This window comes from Williamsia maris, from assembly GCF_024171815.1.
In the GTDB taxonomy this organism is placed as follows: Bacteria; Actinomycetota; Actinomycetes; order Mycobacteriales; family Mycobacteriaceae; genus Williamsia_A; species Williamsia_A maris.
The window spans coordinates 779,904-796,033 of the sequence record NZ_JAMTCJ010000004.1 but is presented as its reverse complement, the minus strand read 5'-3'; the positions used below and the strand labels follow the sequence as shown (position 1 = coordinate 796,033).

At 68.3% G+C, this 16,130-nt stretch carries 16 protein-coding genes; 14 read left to right on the top strand and 2 right to left on the bottom strand.

Going from position 1 to position 16,130, the window contains the following annotated elements; genetic code table 11:
- Positions 1-134: 134 nt before the first annotated feature.
- The 14 genes from LX13_RS22380 to LX13_RS22315 all read left to right on the top strand — a co-directional run bounded on the left by LX13_RS22380 (position 135) and on the right by LX13_RS22315 (position 12,642).
- Positions 135-1,517, top strand: coding sequence for an ammonium transporter (locus LX13_RS22380; RefSeq protein ID WP_253663663.1), 1,383 nt, complete (start codon positions 135-137; stop codon positions 1,515-1,517).
- A 4-nt stretch (positions 1,518-1,521) separates the two neighbouring features.
- Positions 1,522-1,860, top strand: a complete 339-nt coding sequence (locus LX13_RS22375) for a P-II family nitrogen regulator (RefSeq protein WP_188492116.1) — start codon at positions 1,522-1,524, stop codon at positions 1,858-1,860.
- 14 nt (positions 1,861-1,874) lie between these two features.
- The gene (locus LX13_RS22370) at positions 1,875-4,454 is read left to right on the top strand and encodes a [protein-PII] uridylyltransferase (RefSeq protein WP_253663484.1); all 2,580 of its coding nucleotides are present in this window, start codon (positions 1,875-1,877) and stop codon (positions 4,452-4,454) included.
- A gap of 4 nt (positions 4,455-4,458) precedes the next feature.
- A complete protein-coding gene (ffh, locus tag LX13_RS22365) occupies positions 4,459-6,006 on the top strand; it encodes a signal recognition particle protein (protein ID WP_253663483.1) in 1,548 nt (515 codons plus the stop codon).
- A 17-nt stretch (positions 6,007-6,023) separates the two neighbouring features.
- Positions 6,024-7,115 carry an amidohydrolase family protein gene (locus LX13_RS22360; protein ID WP_253663482.1) on the top strand — a complete coding sequence of 364 codons (1,092 nt, stop codon included), beginning with the start codon at positions 6,024-6,026 and terminating at the stop codon, positions 7,113-7,115.
- A 159-nt stretch (positions 7,116-7,274) separates the two neighbouring features.
- Entirely contained in the window at positions 7,275-7,769 is a 495-nt protein-coding gene (gene rpsP, locus LX13_RS22355; protein ID WP_253663481.1) for a 30S ribosomal protein S16, read from the top strand.
- Positions 7,766-8,008 carry an RNA-binding protein gene (locus LX13_RS22350; RefSeq protein ID WP_188492127.1) on the top strand — a complete coding sequence of 81 codons (243 nt, stop codon included), beginning with the start codon at positions 7,766-7,768 and terminating at the stop codon, positions 8,006-8,008. Before rpsP ends, LX13_RS22350 begins: the two co-directional genes overlap by 4 nt.
- A gap of 13 nt (positions 8,009-8,021) precedes the next feature.
- Complete coding sequence (gene rimM, locus LX13_RS22345; protein WP_253663480.1) at positions 8,022-8,537, top strand: ribosome maturation factor RimM; 516 nt, start codon at positions 8,022-8,024, stop codon at positions 8,535-8,537.
- Between the two features lie 35 nt (positions 8,538-8,572).
- On the top strand, positions 8,573-9,274 hold the full coding sequence (gene trmD / locus LX13_RS22340; RefSeq protein WP_253663662.1) for a tRNA (guanosine(37)-N1)-methyltransferase TrmD: 702 nt from the start codon (positions 8,573-8,575) through the stop codon (positions 9,272-9,274).
- A gap of 9 nt (positions 9,275-9,283) precedes the next feature.
- On the top strand, positions 9,284-10,216 hold the full coding sequence (locus LX13_RS22335; protein WP_253663479.1) for a hypothetical protein: 933 nt from the start codon (positions 9,284-9,286) through the stop codon (positions 10,214-10,216).
- Between the two features lie 77 nt (positions 10,217-10,293).
- Positions 10,294-10,635, top strand: coding sequence for a 50S ribosomal protein L19 (gene rplS / locus LX13_RS22330; RefSeq protein ID WP_188492134.1), 342 nt, complete (start codon positions 10,294-10,296; stop codon positions 10,633-10,635).
- Positions 10,636-10,708: 73 nt separating this feature from the next.
- Entirely contained in the window at positions 10,709-11,584 is an 876-nt protein-coding gene (lepB, locus tag LX13_RS22325; RefSeq protein WP_253663478.1) for a signal peptidase I, read from the top strand.
- A gap of 14 nt (positions 11,585-11,598) precedes the next feature.
- Entirely contained in the window at positions 11,599-12,309 is a 711-nt protein-coding gene (locus LX13_RS22320; protein ID WP_253663477.1) for a ribonuclease HII, read from the top strand.
- A 9-nt stretch (positions 12,310-12,318) separates the two neighbouring features.
- The gene (locus LX13_RS22315; protein WP_188492140.1) at positions 12,319-12,642 is read left to right on the top strand and encodes a DUF2469 domain-containing protein; all 324 of its coding nucleotides are present in this window, start codon (positions 12,319-12,321) and stop codon (positions 12,640-12,642) included.
- A gap of 18 nt (positions 12,643-12,660) precedes the next feature.
- On the opposite strand, the gene LX13_RS22310 is transcribed toward LX13_RS22315, so the two are convergent.
- Together LX13_RS22310 and LX13_RS22305 are read right to left on the bottom strand one after the other, a co-directional pair.
- Positions 12,661-14,553, bottom strand: a complete 1,893-nt coding sequence (locus LX13_RS22310) for a DHA2 family efflux MFS transporter permease subunit (RefSeq protein WP_253663476.1) — start codon at positions 14,551-14,553, stop codon at positions 12,661-12,663.
- 9 nt (positions 14,554-14,562) lie between these two features.
- Complete coding sequence (locus LX13_RS22305; RefSeq protein ID WP_253663475.1) at positions 14,563-15,984, bottom strand: condensation domain-containing protein; 1,422 nt, start codon at positions 15,982-15,984, stop codon at positions 14,563-14,565.
- Positions 15,985-16,130 lie beyond the last annotated feature (146 nt).

Sequence of the window (16,130 nt, the reverse complement as noted above, 5' to 3'; positions counted from 1 at the left end):
CCGATCCGTTCACGCTCGCGAAACATGTAATCGCCATCGCTGAAACATCCGGATAGGAACCTTCTCGCAGATCGAAGCCGCGGCGCCTCGTCGCGGTGCACAGACGAGGAGGATTTAGGGTGGCTTACCCCGTAATGGGTGTCCCGGATACCGGTGACACCGCCTGGATGCTCGCGAGCGCTGCGCTCGTGTTGCTGATGACCCCGGGACTGGCGTTCTTCTACGGCGGCATGGTCCGCGCGAAGAACGTCCTCAACATGATCATGATGAGCGTCATCGCGATGGGCATCGTGACGGTGCTGTGGGCGCTGTACGGCTTCTCGTTCGCCTTCGGCGACGACAAGGGCGGCGTGATCGGTGATCCCGGTCAGTACCTCGGGCTCAAGGGCGTGATCGGCGCCAACGGTGCGGCTGCGGTTGCCGCCGATCCGGCCAGTGGGACCGCGGCATCCGACGCGGTGAACATCCCCCTCTTCGGCTCCCTCCCGCTGTCGGTCTTCGTGGTCTTCCAGCTGATGTTCGCGATCATCACCGTGGCCCTCGTGTCCGGTGCGGTCGCCGACCGCATGAAGTTCAGCGCCTGGGCGGCGTTCACCGTCCTGTGGTCGACCATCGTGTACTTCCCGGTGGCGCACTGGGTCTTCGCCTTCGACGGCTACACCGGTGAGCACGGCGGCTGGATCGCCAACAAGCTCAAAGCCATCGACTTCGCGGGCGGCACCGCCGTCCACATCAACGCCGGTGTCGCCGGTCTGGTCCTCGCGATCATCCTCGGCAAGCGTCGTGGCTGGCCCAAGACCGCGATGCGTCCGCACAACCTGCCGTTCGTGATGCTCGGCGCCGGTCTCCTCTGGTTCGGCTGGTACGGGTTCAACGCCGGATCGGCCACGTCGTCCAACGGCACCGCAGGCACCACCTTCCTCACCACCACGGTCGCCACCGCGGCCGCGATGCTCGCCTGGCTGGTCGTCGAGGTCATCCGCGACGGACACGCCACCTCGCTCGGCGGTGCCTCCGGTGTCGTCGCCGGACTGGTCGCCATCACCCCGTCGTGTTCCTCGGTGAACGTGCTCGGCGCCCTGATCATCGGCGTCGTCGCCGGCGCGATCTGCGCCCTGGCGGTCGGACTCAAGTTCAAGCTCGGTTTCGACGACTCGCTCGACGTCGTCGGCGTCCACCTCGTCGGTGGTCTGCTGGGCACGTTGATGGTCGGACTCGTTGCCACACACCAGGCTCCGGCAGCGGTCGACGGCCTGTTCTACGGTGGCGGATTCGATCAGCTGTGGCGCCAGGCGGTCGGTGCGTTCGCCGTGCTCGGCTACTCCGCGGTCGCTACTGCCATAATTGCCTTGATCATCAAGTACACCATCGGTCTCCGTATCGACCCCGAGGGTGAGGCCGAAGGTGCAGACGAGTCGCAACACGCCGAATCCGCTTACGACTTCGCTGCTCTGGGTGGAAGTTCCGGAAGTAGCGCATTGAGCCAGAGCACCGTTGCTGTTGGCAAGGAGGGATGAGCAAGTGAAGCTGATCACAGCAATCGTCAAGCCGTTCACGCTGGAGGACGTCAAGGCCGGTCTCGAGCAGGCCGGAGTCCTCGGTATGACGGTCAGCGAGGTCCAGGGCTACGGCCGTCAGAAGGGCCACACCGAGGTCTACCGCGGTGCGGAGTACTCCGTGGACTTCGTGCCCAAGGTCCGTGTCGAGGTCGTCGTCGACGACGGCGCCGTGGACAAGGTCGTCGACGTGATCGTCGAGGCCGCACGCACCGGCAAGATCGGTGACGGCAAGGTCTGGGTGTCGCCGGTGGACTCGGTCGTTCGCGTCCGTACCGGCGAGCGCGGCTCGGACGCGCTGTAGAGACGAAAGCACCTGTGCCTTTCGTCACCAGCGGGAACGATTCATCCGGTGAATCTCGCAGGGGAGGCCCCGCGTCCGACGACACGTCGAGCGCGGGGCCTCCGCCGTCCCGAACAACTCCCACGGCCGCAACCGATCTCGTCGCGGCACGCAAACAACTCCTGCGCCGCACCGACGGCGCCAAGCGCACCGACGCACCGGCCCTGCGTCAGGTCATGGTCGATCTGCACGACTTCTGGCTGACCACGAAGGGCGCCGAGCTCGGCGTGCGCCCCGACAGCGGCTTCGCGATCGTCGCGGTCGGCGGACTGGGCAGGCAGGAGTTGCTCCCGCATTCCGACCTCGACCTGATCCTGCTGCACGACGACATGGATCCCGCGGTCGTCTCCGAGGTCGCCGACGGTCTCTGGTACCCGCTGTGGGACGCGCACATCAAGCTCGACCACAGCGTCCGCACCGTCCCGCAGGCCCTGCAGGTCGCGGCCTCCGACATGAGTGCGGCCCTCGGCCTGCTCGAGGCGCGCCACATCGCGGGCGACGAGTCGCTCACCGAGCTGCTCATCACCGGTGTCCGCCGCCAGTGGCGGGCCGACATCCGCAACCGGTTCGTCGAGCTGGTCGACCAGGCGGGGGACCGGTGGCGCCGCAGCGGCGACATCGCGCACCGGGCCGAGCCCGACCTGAAGAACGGCCGCGGCGGACTCCGCGACGTGCAGATGCTCGGTGCGCTGGCCATCGCCCAGCTCACCGACGGCATGGCCAACCTGCGGCCGGACTCACCCGGCGCCGGTCTGCAGGTCGCGTACACCCGTCTGCTCGACATCCGCACCGAGCTGCACCGGATCGCCGGCCGACCGCGAGAGCAGTTGCGGGCGCAGGACGCCGACGAGATCGGCGCCGCGCTGCGCATCGGCGACCGTTTCGACCTCGCGCGGGTGATCAGCGACAGCGCGCGGACCATCAGCTACTCCGTCGACGTCGGCCTGCGGACCGCGGGCAACGCGCTGCCGCGGCGGGGGCTGGCCATGCTGCGTCGTCCGCCCGTGCGGCGTCCCCTCGACGAGGGGGTCGTCGAACACTCCGGTGAGGTCGTGTTGGCGCGCAACGCGATCCCGAGCAAGGACCCCGGGTTGATCCTGCGGGTGGCCTCGGCCTCGGCGAGGACCGGACTGCCGATCAGTGCATCGACGCTCAGTCGTCTCGCCGACTACGCCCCCGAACTGCGGGAGCCGTGGCCGTCGGAGGCGTTGAGCGATCTGCTGGTGCTGCTGGGCACCGGCCGACACATGGTCGCCCCGATCGAGGCCCTCGACCGCACCGGTCTGTGGGGTCGGCTGCTGCCCGAGTGGGGAGCCGTCCGCGACCTCCCGCCGCGCGACGCGATCCACACCTGGACCGTCGACCGCCACCTCGTCGAGACCGCGGCCAACGCCTCCCGCATGACCACGCGGGTGTCGCGGCCGGACCTGCTCGTGCTCGGTGCCCTGGTCCACGACCTGGGCAAGGGGCGCGGGGCCGACCACAGTGTCGTCGGGGCGGAGCTGGCCACGCAGATCGGCAACCGCTTCGGTCTCTGGCCCGACGATGTCGCGACCCTGTCGGCGATGGTCCGCCACCATCTGCTGCTGCCCGCGACCGCGACCCGCCGCGATCTCGACGACCCGGCCACCACCCGTGACGTCGTCGACGCCCTGGGCGGCGACCGGCTGCTGCTGGAGTTGCTGGCCGCGTTGGCCGAGGCCGACTCCCTGGCCACCGGTCCGGGCGTGTGGGGCGACTGGAAGGCGTCGTTGATCGGCGAACTGGTCCGCCGCTGCCTGCGGGTCATGGACGGCGAGGAGCTGCCCACCCCCGAGCCGCTCACCGACGACCAGCGAGCGCGGGCCGAGGCAGGCGGGGTGTTCGTCGACATCGCGGCCACCGAGAACGCGCACACCCACCTGGTCACCATGATCGCCCCCGACACCGACGGCGCCCTGTCGAAGATGGCGGGCGTGTTGGCGCTCAACGGGTTGCGCTGCCACAGCGCGACCGCGCAGTCGCACGCGGGCAGTGTCGTCGACACGTTCATGGTCATCCCCGCGTTCGGTGATCCACCCGACGCAGGCCTGCTGCGTCAGCAGTTGCTGCAGGCCACCGCGGGCACGATCGACGTCCTCGCGCGGATCGACGCCCGGGAGCGGGAGTCGCCCATCCCCACCGCGCCGCCGCCGGTCACCGACCCCGACGGCGCACCGGTGGCGGTACCCGCACTGTTCGCCCTCGCCCCGCCACGCGTGCTGTGGATCGACCGGGAGTCGGCGGCGGGCACCGACGGTTCACCGCGCACCGTCCTGGAACTGCGTGCGGCGGACCGCTCGGGCCTGCTCAGCAGGGTCTCGGCGGTCATCGAGACGCACGGTGCCGCCATCGAGTGGGCCACGGTCGCGACCATGGGCGGGACGGTGATCGACACCTTCGGTCTGCGTTTGACCGAGGACTCCGCCGATCTGCGGTCACGACTGGCCGACGCCGTCATCGCGGTGGTGCCTCCGCCGGAGCCGCCGCGGGAGACCGACGACGAGCAGGGAACCTCCGGCGTGCCGATAGGGTAGGTCCATGTTCGATTCGCTGTCCGACCGGTTGACCGGGGCACTCAAAGACCTACGCGGCAAGGGCAAGCTGTCCGACGCCGACATCGACCGCACCTGCCGGGAGATCCGGCTCGCGCTGCTCGACGCCGACGTGTCGCTGCCGGTGGTCCGTGGCTTCATCGCCCGGATCAAGGAGCGCGCCAAGGGTTCGGAGGTGTCGGGGGCGCTCAACCCGGCACAGCAGATCGTCAAGATCGTCAACGAGGAGCTCGTCGGCATCCTCGGTGGCGAGACGCGCCGCATCAACTTCGCGAAGACCCCACCCACGGTCATCATGCTCGCCGGTCTGCAGGGTGCCGGTAAGACGACGCTCGCGGGCAAGCTGTCGGCGTGGTTGAAGAAGCAGGGACACACCCCGCTGTTGGTCGCATGTGACCTGCAGCGGCCCGGAGCGGTCAGCCAGCTGCAGATCGTCGGTGAGCGCGCGAACACCCCGGTGTTCGCGCCGCACCCGGGGACGTCCATCGGTGGCGAGGGCGAGCTCGGGGTCAGTGCGGCCGATCCCGTCGAGGTGGCCCGCGCCGGTATCGCCGAGGCCCGCTCGAAGCAGCACGACATCGTCATCGTCGACACCGCCGGTCGTCTCGGCATCGACACCGAGCTGATGGCCCAGGCCGCGGGCATCCGCGACGCCGTCCAGCCCGACGAGATCCTGTTCGTCGTCGACGCGATGATCGGCCAGGACGCCGTCACCACCGCCGAGGCCTTCGCCGAGGGCGTCGGTTTCACCGGCGTCGTGCTGACCAAGCTCGACGGTGACGCGCGCGGTGGCGCGGCGCTGTCGGTTCGCGAGGTCACCGGCCGACCCATCATGTTCGCGTCGTCGGGCGAGAAGCTCGAGGAATTCGACACCTTCCATCCCGACCGCATGGCCAGCCGCATCCTCGGCATGGGCGATGTGCTCTCGCTGATCGAGCAGGCCGAGGAACACTGGGACGTCGCGCAGGCCGAGGCGACCGCGGCCAAGATCACCCAGGGCGAGCTGACCCTCGAGGACTTCCTCGAGCAGATGCTGATGATCCGCAAGATGGGGCCGATCGGGAACCTGCTCGGCATGCTGCCCGGCGCCGGTCAGATGAAGGACGCCCTGAGCCAGGTCGACGACAAGCAACTCGACCGGGTCCAGGCGATCATCCGCGGCATGACCCCCGCCGAGCGCGACAACCCCAAGATCATCAACGCCTCCCGCCGCCTGCGCATCGCGACCGGTTCCGGTGTCGCGGTCAGCGAGGTCAACCAGCTCGTCGACCGCTTCTACGACGCCCGCAAGATGATGTCGCAGATGTCGGGCCGCATGGGCATGCCCGGCGGCAACCGGAACAACCGCAAGAAGGGCAAGAAGGGGAAGAAGGGTGGCCGCGGACCCACGCCGCCCAAGAACCGCACCGGCATGCCGGGCATGCCCGCGGGATTCCCGGACCTGTCGAACATGCCCGCCGGACTCGACCAGATCCCGCCCGGTCTCGAGGGCATCGACATCTCGCAGTTCCAGCCCCCGAAGAAGCGCGGCTGAGTACTGATGTGGCACCGATGACCTCGGGCGCGCTGCACGTCCGGGGACGCGTCCCCGGGATCGACGGGGTCTCCGACGACCGCGAGGTCGACCTGTGGACCGTCGACGGGCGCATCGTCGACGGACCTGTCGCGGATGCGCAGACCGTCGCGACCACGGGCTGGATCGTCCCGGGGCTCGTCGACGCCCACAACCATGTCGGCATCGCTCCCGGCCTCGGTGTCACCATCGAGCGGGCGCGCGGGTTCGCCCGCGCCGATGCGAAGGCGGGTGCGCTGCTGATCCGCGAGGTCGGCTCACCGCTGGACACCCATCCGCTCGACGGCGATCCGCGCAGCCCGCAGTTCATCCGGGCAGGCAGGCACATCGCCCGCCCCAAGCGCTACCTGCGCGGGTACGGGGTCGACCTCCACGACCCCGACCACCTGCCCGACGAAGTGCGCAGACAGGCCCGTGACGGTGACGGCTGGGTCAAGATCGTGGGGGACTGGATCGACCGCGAGGTGGGCGACCTCGCCCCGCTGTGGACCGACCGCCAACTCGCCGCCGCGGTGGACGCCGCGCACGACGAGGGGGCCAGGGTGACCGCGCACGTCTTCGGCACCGACGCCCTGCCGGGGCTGCTCGACGCCGGGGTCGACTGCATCGAACACGGCACCGGTCTCACCGACGACCTGATCGCGACCATGGCCGAGCGTCGGATCGGTCTCGTGCCGACGTTGATCCAGGTGGACAATTTCCCGGGCATCGCCGACGGCGCCGACCGGTTCCCGACCTATCAGTCGCACATGCGTGCTCTGTACGACGGCGCGCGCGACGTCTTCTCCGCCGCCCGCGAGGCGGGTGTGCCGATCTTCGCCGGAACCGACGCCGGCGGGTTCGTCGAACACGGCCGCATCGTCGACGAGGTGGTCGCGCTGCAGGGGATCGGTCTCGACGCCGCCGGGGCGCTGGCCGCGGCCACGGACCTGCCTCGGGCCTGGCTCGGCGCGGGCACGGTGGCCGTGGGTGATCGCGCCGACTTCCTGGTGTTGCGCTCCGATCCGCGGACCGACCTGGAGACCCTCCGCGATCCGGTCGCCGTCGTCTGTGGCGGCATCGTCCTGTAGACGGATTTCGTCGGGCGTTCACCGTCTGGCAGAATGACCTGCTGGTTCGTCGGATCCGGTCACGCACCGCCCGACGGTCACACCTTCGACATCGCAAAACCGGGCCCACCACACCGGGTGGGTCGCTGAATTGCATCGTGACCACTGGAAAGAGAAGACATGTCTGTCAAGATCAAGCTCACCCGCCTCGGCAAGATCCGCAACCCGCAGTACCGCATCGTCGTCGCCGATGCCCGCACCCGTCGCAACGGTCGTGCGATCGAGACCATCGGCAAGTACCACCCCAAGGAAGAGCCCAGCCTCATCGAGGTCGACTCCGAGCGTGCGCAGTACTGGCTGGGTGTCGGCGCGCAGCCGACCGAGCCGGTCGAGGCCATCCTGAAGATCACCGGCGACTGGCAGAAGCACAAGGGCCTGCCGGGCACCGAGGGCACCCTGAAGGTCAAGGAGCCCAAGACCAGCAAGCTCGACCTGTTCAACGCGGCCCTGGCCGCCGCCGACAGCGAGCCGGCCGCCGAGGCCGTCACCCCCAAGAAGAAGGCCGCCAAGAAGGCCGACACCGCTGACGACGCGGCCGCCACCGAGGCGCCCGCAGCCGAGGCCACTGACGCTCCCGCCGCCGACGCCGGAGACGCCGCCAAGGCGGACGCGTGAGCGCTGTCGTCGCCGACGCCATCGAGCATCTGGTCCGCGGCATCGTCGCGAACCCGGACGAGGTCCGCGTGGACATGATCACCGGCCGCCGGGGCCGTCTCGTCGAGGTGCACGTGCACCCCGAGGACCTCGGCAAGGTCATCGGCCGCGGTGGACGCACCGCCACGGCGCTGCGCACCCTGGTCACCGGCATCGGTGGGCGCGGTCTGCGCCTGGACATCGTCGACACCGATCGCTGATCGCATCGCCTCGATGGATCTCGTCGTCGGCCGGGTCGTCAAGGCCCATGGTGTTCGCGGCGAACTGGTCGTCGACGTCCGTACGGACGATCCCGACGACCGGTTCGCCGACGGTGCCACGCTCCGTGGTCGTCTGCCCAAGGGCCGTGGCGACCGCGACTTCACCGTCACCGGGGCTCGCGAGCACTCCGGCCGTCTGCTGCTGACCCTCGACGGGGTCGACGACCGGTCCACCGCCGACGACCTGCGCGGTGTACTTTTCCTGATCGACAGCGCCACAGTCGATTCCGGATCCGACCCCGACGAGTTCTACGACCACGAACTCGAAGGGGTCGGCGTCCGGACCGTGACCGGCGACGACGTCGGGATCCTCTCGGAGATCCTGCACCTGCCGGGTGGCGACACCCTGGTGGTGCGCACCCAGGGCGGTCGCGAGATCCTCGTGCCGTTCGTGACCGACATCGTCCCGACCGTCTCGCCCGACGGCATCGAGATCGATCCGCCCGACGGTCTGCTCGACCTGCAGTGACCGATCCCGCTCGGCCGTCCGACAGCGCGCCGACGCTGCGCATCGACGTCGTCTCGATCTTCCCCGAATACCTGACGCCGCTACGCGCGGCGCTGCTCGGGCGTGCCATCGACCGGGGCATCATCTCCGTCGACGTCCACGACCTGCGCGACTGGACCCATGACGTCCATCGCGGCGTGGACGACTCGCCCTACGGCGGCGGGCCCGGCATGGTGATGAAGCCCGAGGTGTGGGGCCCGTGTCTCGACGACGTCTGTCCCGACGACGCGTTGCTGGTGGTTCCGACCCCCGCAGGCGTCCCGTTCACCCAATCCATGGCCGAGGACCTCAGCCGCGAGCGCCATCTGGTCTTCGCGTGCGGACGCTACGAGGGCATCGACCAGCGGGTCGTCGACGACGCCGCCACCCGGACACGCGTCCTCGAGGTGTCCATCGGCGACTTCGTGCTGATCGGCGGTGAGGTCGCGACGATCGCGATGGTGGAGGCCACGGTCCGGCTCATCGACGGTGTGCTCGGCAACGCCGCGTCGCACCAACAGGATTCGTTCTCCGACGGTCTCCTCGAGGGGCCGAGCTACACCCGACCCGAGGTGTGGCGCGGGTTGGCCGTGCCCGCCGTTCTCCGCAGCGGCGACCACGCGAAGATCGAGAAGTGGCGACACGAGGAGTCGCTGCAGCGCACCCGGAGTCGTCGGCCCGATCTGTTGCCCGCCGACGAGCCGGGCCAACCGGACTAACCTGACACGGTGCATCACTGGTTCACGCACGACATCGTCGACGGTGGCCGACTCCCGCTGTTTCTGTTCTTCATCGGATTCATCGTCGGGTTCGTCTGTACCCGCATCAGCGTGCGCCTCATCCGCGCACAGGTCCGGTGGTGGTTCGGCAACATGAGCACGGGGGAGACCCATGTCCACCACATGGTGTTCGGTGTGGTGCTCGTGCTCGTCTCCGGCGTGGCCCTGATCGCGGTGTCGCTCACCGGGTCGCAGACGACCGCGTCGGTGTTGGCGTGTTTCTTCGGGGTGGGGGCCGCACTCGTCCTCGACGAATTCGCGCTGATCTTCTACCTGCGCGACGTCTACTGGGCCGAGGAGGGGCGGGCCTCGGTGGACGCGGTCTGGGCGGTTCTCGGTGCGACCGGCATGGTGCTGCTCGGGTTCCGCCCGCTGGAGCTGTTCCAGACCTCGATCTTCGCCGACGACGCGAGCGTGGCCGAGATCGTCATCGAACTGACCGTTGCCGCGGCGAGTCTGGGGCTGGCGGTGGTCGTCCTGCTCAAGGGAAAGATCTGGACCGGGCTGGTCGGGATCTTCGCCTGGCCGTTGCTGCTGGTCGGGGCCGTCCGTCTCGCGCGTCCGGGATCGCCGTGGGCGCGCTGGCGCTACACCCGCAGGCCGAAGCGGATGGACCGGGCGATGAGCCGGGAGCGCCGACTCCGCCGCCCGCCGATCCGGGCGAAGATCTACCTGCAGGACCTGATGGCCGGTCGCCCGGACGTCCCCCGCGCGTTCTCCGAGGCCGAGTCGGTGCTCGACGAGGTGGTCCACGCCGCCCCGGCGCCGGACCCGGCCACATCGATTTCGTCCCGGCGGGGTCGCTCTGGCACAATGGTCGGGTTGCCGTTCGAGGGTCGCTCGACCATGTCGAGCCCCCGTTCCGGCGATCCACACGACTAGAGCACGAACCGGTCGAACCGTTCACACGGCCGCCAGGTTCCTCTGTTCCCAGTGAACGCCCATGATTGGACCACCTGATGAACACCTTGGACTTCCTCGACAAGCGGTCGATGCGCGACGACATCCCCGACTTCCGGCCCGGCGACACCCTTGACGTCCACGTCAAGGTCATCGAGGGCTCCAAAGAGCGCGTCCAGGTCTTCAAGGGTGTCGTCATCCGTCGCCAGGGCGGTGGCCTGCAGGAGACGTTCACCGTCCGCAAGGTCTCGTTCGGCGTCGGCGTGGAGCGCACCTTCCCGGTGCACAGCCCCACCCTGGCCAAGGTCGACGTCGTGACCCGCGGTGACGTCCGTCGCGCCAAGCTGTACTACCTCCGCGATCTGCGTGGCAAGGCCGCCAAGATCAAGGAAAAGCGCTGACGTCAGCGCTCGGCGGGCCGGTCACCGACCGGACCCGCCGTTGGCGTCGCCGCGGTCCACTAGGCTGAGCGGCGTGCCCGATACCCCCCGCCACGGCAGCCCGACAAACGACGAGCTCGGTGCCGATCGCCCGGATCGCAACGACTTTCGTGAGTCCGATGCCGAGGACACGTCTTCTCGCCCGTGGCGGTCCCGCGGTGACGCGAAGCCGACCAAGAAGCGCTCGGTGTTACGCGAGACGGTCATCATCGTCATCAGCGTGCTCGTCCTGACCTGGATCCTGCAGACCTTCATCGGTCGCCAGTACGTGATCCCGTCGGAGTCGATGGAGAACACGCTGCACGGGTGCGCCGGCTGCACCAACGACCGCATCGTGATCGACAAACTGTCCTACCGCTTCGGCGACCCCGAACCCGGCGATGTCGTGGTCTTCAAGGGACCCACCTCGTCATGGGACGAGGGATGGACGTCCCCCCGGTCGTCGAACACGGTCCTCCGCGGACTCCAGGATGGACTGTCCTGGTTCGGATTCGCCCCGCCGGACGAGAACGACCTGGTCAAACGCGTCGTCGCCGTAGGCGGTCAGACCGTGCAGTGTCGCAACGCCGACAAGGTCGGTGTGACCGTCAACGGCAAGGCGCTGACCGAACCGTACGTGGATCGCGCTCTGCAACAACAGGACACGACCATCAACCCCGGTCTGGTCGACGAGCAGGACGGCTCGACGCTCAACAGTTGCCTCGGCGCGGACTTCGGCCCCATCACGATCCCCAAGGGGAACGTCTGGGTGATGGGCGACAACCGCGGCAACTCCGCGGACTCTCGCTTCCACATCACCGACGAGCTCCGGGGCACGGTGCCGGTCTCCGACATCCGCGGCAAGGTCCGGTTCATCATCTATCCGTTCTCGCGCATAGGTGGTGTCGGCTCCGACAACCCGCAGAAGTAGCGGGGCGTGCGTCGATGAGTCGTTGGCCACCCCGTTCGCCGATCCGGCGGGCGGCCAGTCTGCGCACCTACGAGTTCGCGTTGCACAACAGCGGTCTCGGCCCGGTCGCCGGTGTCGACGAGGCCGGTCGAGGTGCCTGCGCAGGCCCACTCGTGGTCGCGGCGTGCGTCCTCAAACCGACGCAGTTGGTGTCGTTGGCCGATCTCGACGACTCGAAGAAGCTCAGCCCGGCCATCCGGGAGAAGCTCTACCGCTCGGTCGTCAAACACGCACTGAGCTGCAGCGTGGTCATCATCGACGCGGCGGAGGTCGACCGCATCGGCATCCACGTCGCGAACATCGAGGGGATGCGCCGCGCGGTCGCCACCCTGACCGTCCCGCCCGGCTACGTGCTGTCGGACGGGTTCGTCGTCCCCGGCCTGACCGTGCCGTCGCTGCCGGTCATCGGTGGGGACGGCGCCGCCGCCTGCATCGCGGCCGCCAGCATCCTGGCCAAGGTCACGCGTGACCGGATCATGGTCGAGATGGAACGCGACCTGCCCGGCTACTCCTTCGACATCCACAAGGGCTACAGCACCGAGCTGCACATGTCGGCGCTCGATCGACTCGGCCCGTCGCCACAACATCGGATGTCCTATCGCAACGTCCGCCAACGGGTGCGGCCGGTCGGTGAGACCGCCGCACTCGACGCATCCGCTGCGAACGCGGCGGCGCGAAACCACTAGGCTGGACCCATGAGTGCTGAGGATCTCGAGAAGTACGAGACCGAGATGGAACTCTCCCTGTACCGCGAGTACAAGGACGTGGTCGGCCAGTTCACCTACGTCGTGGAGACCGAACGGCGCTTCTACCTCGCGAACTCGGTCGAGATGGTGCCGCGCAACGCCGACGGCGAGGTCTACTTCGAGCTCCGGATGTCCGACGCGTGGGTGTGGGACATGTATCGGCCTGCACGGTTCGTCAAACAGGTCCGGGTCATCACGTTCAAGGACGTCAACATCGAGGAACTCGAGAAGTCCGAGCTGCGGCTGCCCGAAGACGGCGCGCTGCCCGACTGACGTCCCCTGCCGACGTGGTCAGGCTCGCAGCCGATGCCGACCCGTCGAGGTCATGGACGGATCGTGGTCGCCGACGACCGGGATCTCCTCTGATGTCGCGGCCATCTCCGGTGGGCGCTTACGCAAACCGAGGCTCAGCAGCGCCAGCCCGAGCGCGGTACCGGCGATCGTCCACATGATGACGACGAACGCCCCCAGGAACGAGTGTGCGGCGACATCACGACCCGCCTCGCGGATCGCCGGCGCGGCCTGACGGGCGATCGTCGACCGCATGTCGGTCCCGTTCGACGGAGCCGAGGCGGTGCCCGCGCATCCCGGCGGCACCACCTCGGGTCGTGCCGAGGCCAGCTGCTCGCGGGCGCACCGGGCGAACTCGTCGATGACGAACTGCTGCACCGACCCCGGCACCTCGGTGGTCGTCAACCGTTGCGTCAGGACCTGACTGCCGTCCCGCACCGCGGGAACCGACTGGTCGGCGACCTGGTTGAAGAAGAAGATCCCGATCACGGCCAGTCCGATCGACGCGCCGACCTGTTGGACGGTGGGGATGGAACCCGATGCTGAACCGACGGTGGCCGTCGAGGTGCCGGACAGGATCGTCGCTTGCAGTGGCGCCACGAACAGGCCGGTGCCGATGCCGCCGATCGCCAGTGGGACGAGTACCGACGCGACGTCGAGCGTCCGGGCCGACGGATCGATCAGCAGCGCGACCCACGCGACCGACACGGCGAAGAACACCATCCCGACCGCGAGGGTGCGGGCTCCGATGCGGTTGACCAGGAACGGTGAGGTCAGCGACCCGATGGCGGCGCCGACGGCGAACGGCAGGGTGATCAGGCCGGTCCGCAACGCGGAGTAACCCAGCCCGAACTGGGTGGTGATCGACACCGCGAAGAAGAACGCCGCGAACACGCTGAAGAAGAGCAGTGACAGCGTCGCGCCGACCGCGAACGCCCGGTTGCCGAACAGGTCCAGACGGAGCAGCGGGTTGCCGCCGCGTCGGAGCAGCCTGCGCTCGTAGACCACGAAGGCGATCAGCAGGACGATCGACACCGCCAACAGGCCGAGCAGCCAGGTGGGCCAGCCCTCCTCGCGACCGACTGCGAGCGGATAGATCAGGGCGAACAAGCCCGCCGAGGACAGGACCGCGCCGACCACGTCGAGCGGCTCGTGATCGGCCGAACGGATCGACGGCAGATAGCGGAACGCCATCGCGCAGGCCACGACCCCCAGCGGCAGGTTGACCAGGAAGATGGTCCGCCACCCGAGCCCCAGTACGTCACCCGAGATCAGGGCGCCGCCCAACACGGGGCCCAGCATCGCGGCGATACCCGCCGTCGCCCCGTACAGCCCGAACACCGCACCGTGCCGCGACCGCGGGAACATCGCCGAGATGATCGCGATGGTCTGCGCCGACGCGCAGGCGGCGGACACCCCCTGCAGACCGCGCAACACGATCAACTCGGTTGCGCCGGTGGCGGTACCGCAGAGAACCGAGGTGACGGTGAATCCGATCAGGGCGCCCAGGAAAACTCGGCGTCGGCCCCAGAGTTCGCCCAGCCGCGATGCCGTCATCAGGGTGCACGCGAACGCCAGGGTGTAGACGGTCAGCACCAGCAGCTGGTTCGACGAGGTCGCGCCGAGATCGGTGGACAGACTCGGGAGCGCGATGTTGACGATGGTCGTGTCGACCATCTGCATGAACACCGCGATGAGACAGGCGCTCAGCGCCAGCCAGCTGCGTGCCGACGGCTCCGCGATGCCCGGTGGGTCCGCGAAGGACATGCCGTCGAGCGCGCCGAGAGCACGGACAGCCCGGTGGTCGATCGGGCGGGTGTCGCCGTCGGCGAAAGCCGGCAGGTCGATCGGCGAGGTGTCGTCGATCGAGAAGGTCGAATGCCTGCCGGCCATCAGCGGCCCCTACTTCGCGAGCACGGCCACCGAGGGGACGTAGTCACCGGTCGCTGCGATGGTTGAGAAGATCTCGAGCATGCGGTCTACGTAGAGCTTGATCGACGTCTCGGCCTCGTCGGTGCGCGGGTAGAGGAAGCTCATCTTGGTGCCCTCGGGGAAGCGGTTCACCCAGATGAACACCTCCTCGGAGCTGCCGCGGTTGCCGAACACCGAGAAATTGACCTTGTCGAACATGTCGCCGCCGGGGAGTTTGCGTACGTCGAGGTAGCTGACCATCGGAACCGACCAGCCGGCCGGCACGCTGATGGTCGAGTCCTCGGGCACCAGCTCGAGCACGCGGTGCAGCGACACCTCCGACATGGTCTTGCCCTCGTTGAACGACTGCTGCGTGGCCTCGACGATCGAGGTGAAGCTCGAGCCGTCGGTGATGTCGACGCATACGGGGATCAGGTTGGTGAACCACCCGACGGAGGCGAACTCGCTCGCCGTCGAGCGGGTGTTCTTCGGGGTGAAGCCGAAGTACTTGGTGCGGTTGGTGAACTCGTGACTGACCAGTCCTGCGATGGCCAGTACGCCGGCTGCGAACCCCGCGCCGTTCGTGTGGCAGGCGGCGTCGACCCGCTCGGCCTGCTCGGGCGTCATCAGATCGACCGTCGTGAACGCGCTGCGGTTGTAGTCCGCGGTGGACAACCCGAGATCGAGCGGGAAGTGGGGGAGCTCGCCGTCGTTCTCCTCGAGCAGTTCGATCCACTTGCGGACCTGCGGGGTCTCCAGGGTGAGTTCGCGGGAGATGTCGCGTTCGCGGCGGCAGAAGTCGATGTAGCTGCCCACGGGCATGAGATCCGGTGCATCGGTGGAGATCTCACGTTGGTAGGCCGACATCAGGTCGACACACGACAGGGCCTGGGAGATGCCGTCGGAGTTGAGGTGATCGGCCGCGAGGTAGACGACGAACCGCCCGTCGTGCTCGATGGTGCCCAGGGTGAAGCAGTCCCAGTTGAACGGGCCGGGCGTCTGTGCCTCCACGTGCTCGCGGATGTCCTGGCTGCTGGAGATGTAGGTGGAGTCGGTGGGGACGAAGTCGACGATGCTGGGGTCGATGACGTGGCGGGTGACCACGTCGTCGTCCATGGAGAACCAGCTCAGGAAGGTGTCGTGGCGACGGAGGAACACGTTGATCGCGCGGGTCATCGCGTCGACGTCGAGTTCACCCCGGATCTCGAACGCCAGCAGGCACAGACGGCCGAAACGAAAACCCGCATCCTCATGGCGCTGAGCGGCGCGGAGGTAGGCTTCCTGCTGGTAGGAGGGTCCGACGGGGTGTGTCGGGGCATGCCCGGCCGCGGCTACCGAGGTCAGCGACGCGACCCAACTGGTGACCCTGCCCGGAGACGGTTCCCACTCGTCGATCAAACCGAAGTTGATCATGATTATTTCTCCCCTCGCGAACCCCTGGCCGTGCACCACGTCGAGTGATCGTTCCCCCGCACCGCGTCGTGATCAGGCTCACTGGTTGTATCACGAGTCGATGTGCATTCGAAAACATCAGCGATCGTTGATGACGGCCGAATGCG

Excerpts from the sequence above, each read along its gene's own strand:
- rpsP (WP_253663481.1), top strand. The coding sequence starts at position 7,275 with ATGTCTGTCAAGATCAAGCTCACCCGCCTCGGCAAGATCCGCAACCCG.
- rplS (WP_188492134.1), top strand. The coding sequence starts at position 10,294 with ATGAACACCTTGGACTTCCTCGACAAGCGGTCGATGCGCGACGACATC.
- LX13_RS22310 (WP_253663476.1), bottom strand. The coding sequence starts at position 14,553 with ATGGCCGGCAGGCATTCGACCTTCTCGATCGACGACACCTCGCCGATC.
- LX13_RS22380 (WP_253663663.1), top strand. The coding sequence starts at position 135 with ATGGGTGTCCCGGATACCGGTGACACCGCCTGGATGCTCGCGAGCGCT.
- rimM (WP_253663480.1), top strand. The coding sequence starts at position 8,022 with ATGGATCTCGTCGTCGGCCGGGTCGTCAAGGCCCATGGTGTTCGCGGC.
- LX13_RS22360 (WP_253663482.1), top strand. The coding sequence starts at position 6,024 with ATGACCTCGGGCGCGCTGCACGTCCGGGGACGCGTCCCCGGGATCGAC.
- LX13_RS22315 (WP_188492140.1), top strand. The coding sequence starts at position 12,319 with ATGAGTGCTGAGGATCTCGAGAAGTACGAGACCGAGATGGAACTCTCC.
- ffh (WP_253663483.1), top strand. The coding sequence starts at position 4,459 with ATGTTCGATTCGCTGTCCGACCGGTTGACCGGGGCACTCAAAGACCTA.
- LX13_RS22320 (WP_253663477.1), top strand. The coding sequence starts at position 11,599 with ATGAGTCGTTGGCCACCCCGTTCGCCGATCCGGCGGGCGGCCAGTCTG.
- LX13_RS22305 (WP_253663475.1), bottom strand. The coding sequence starts at position 15,984 with ATGATCAACTTCGGTTTGATCGACGAGTGGGAACCGTCTCCGGGCAGG.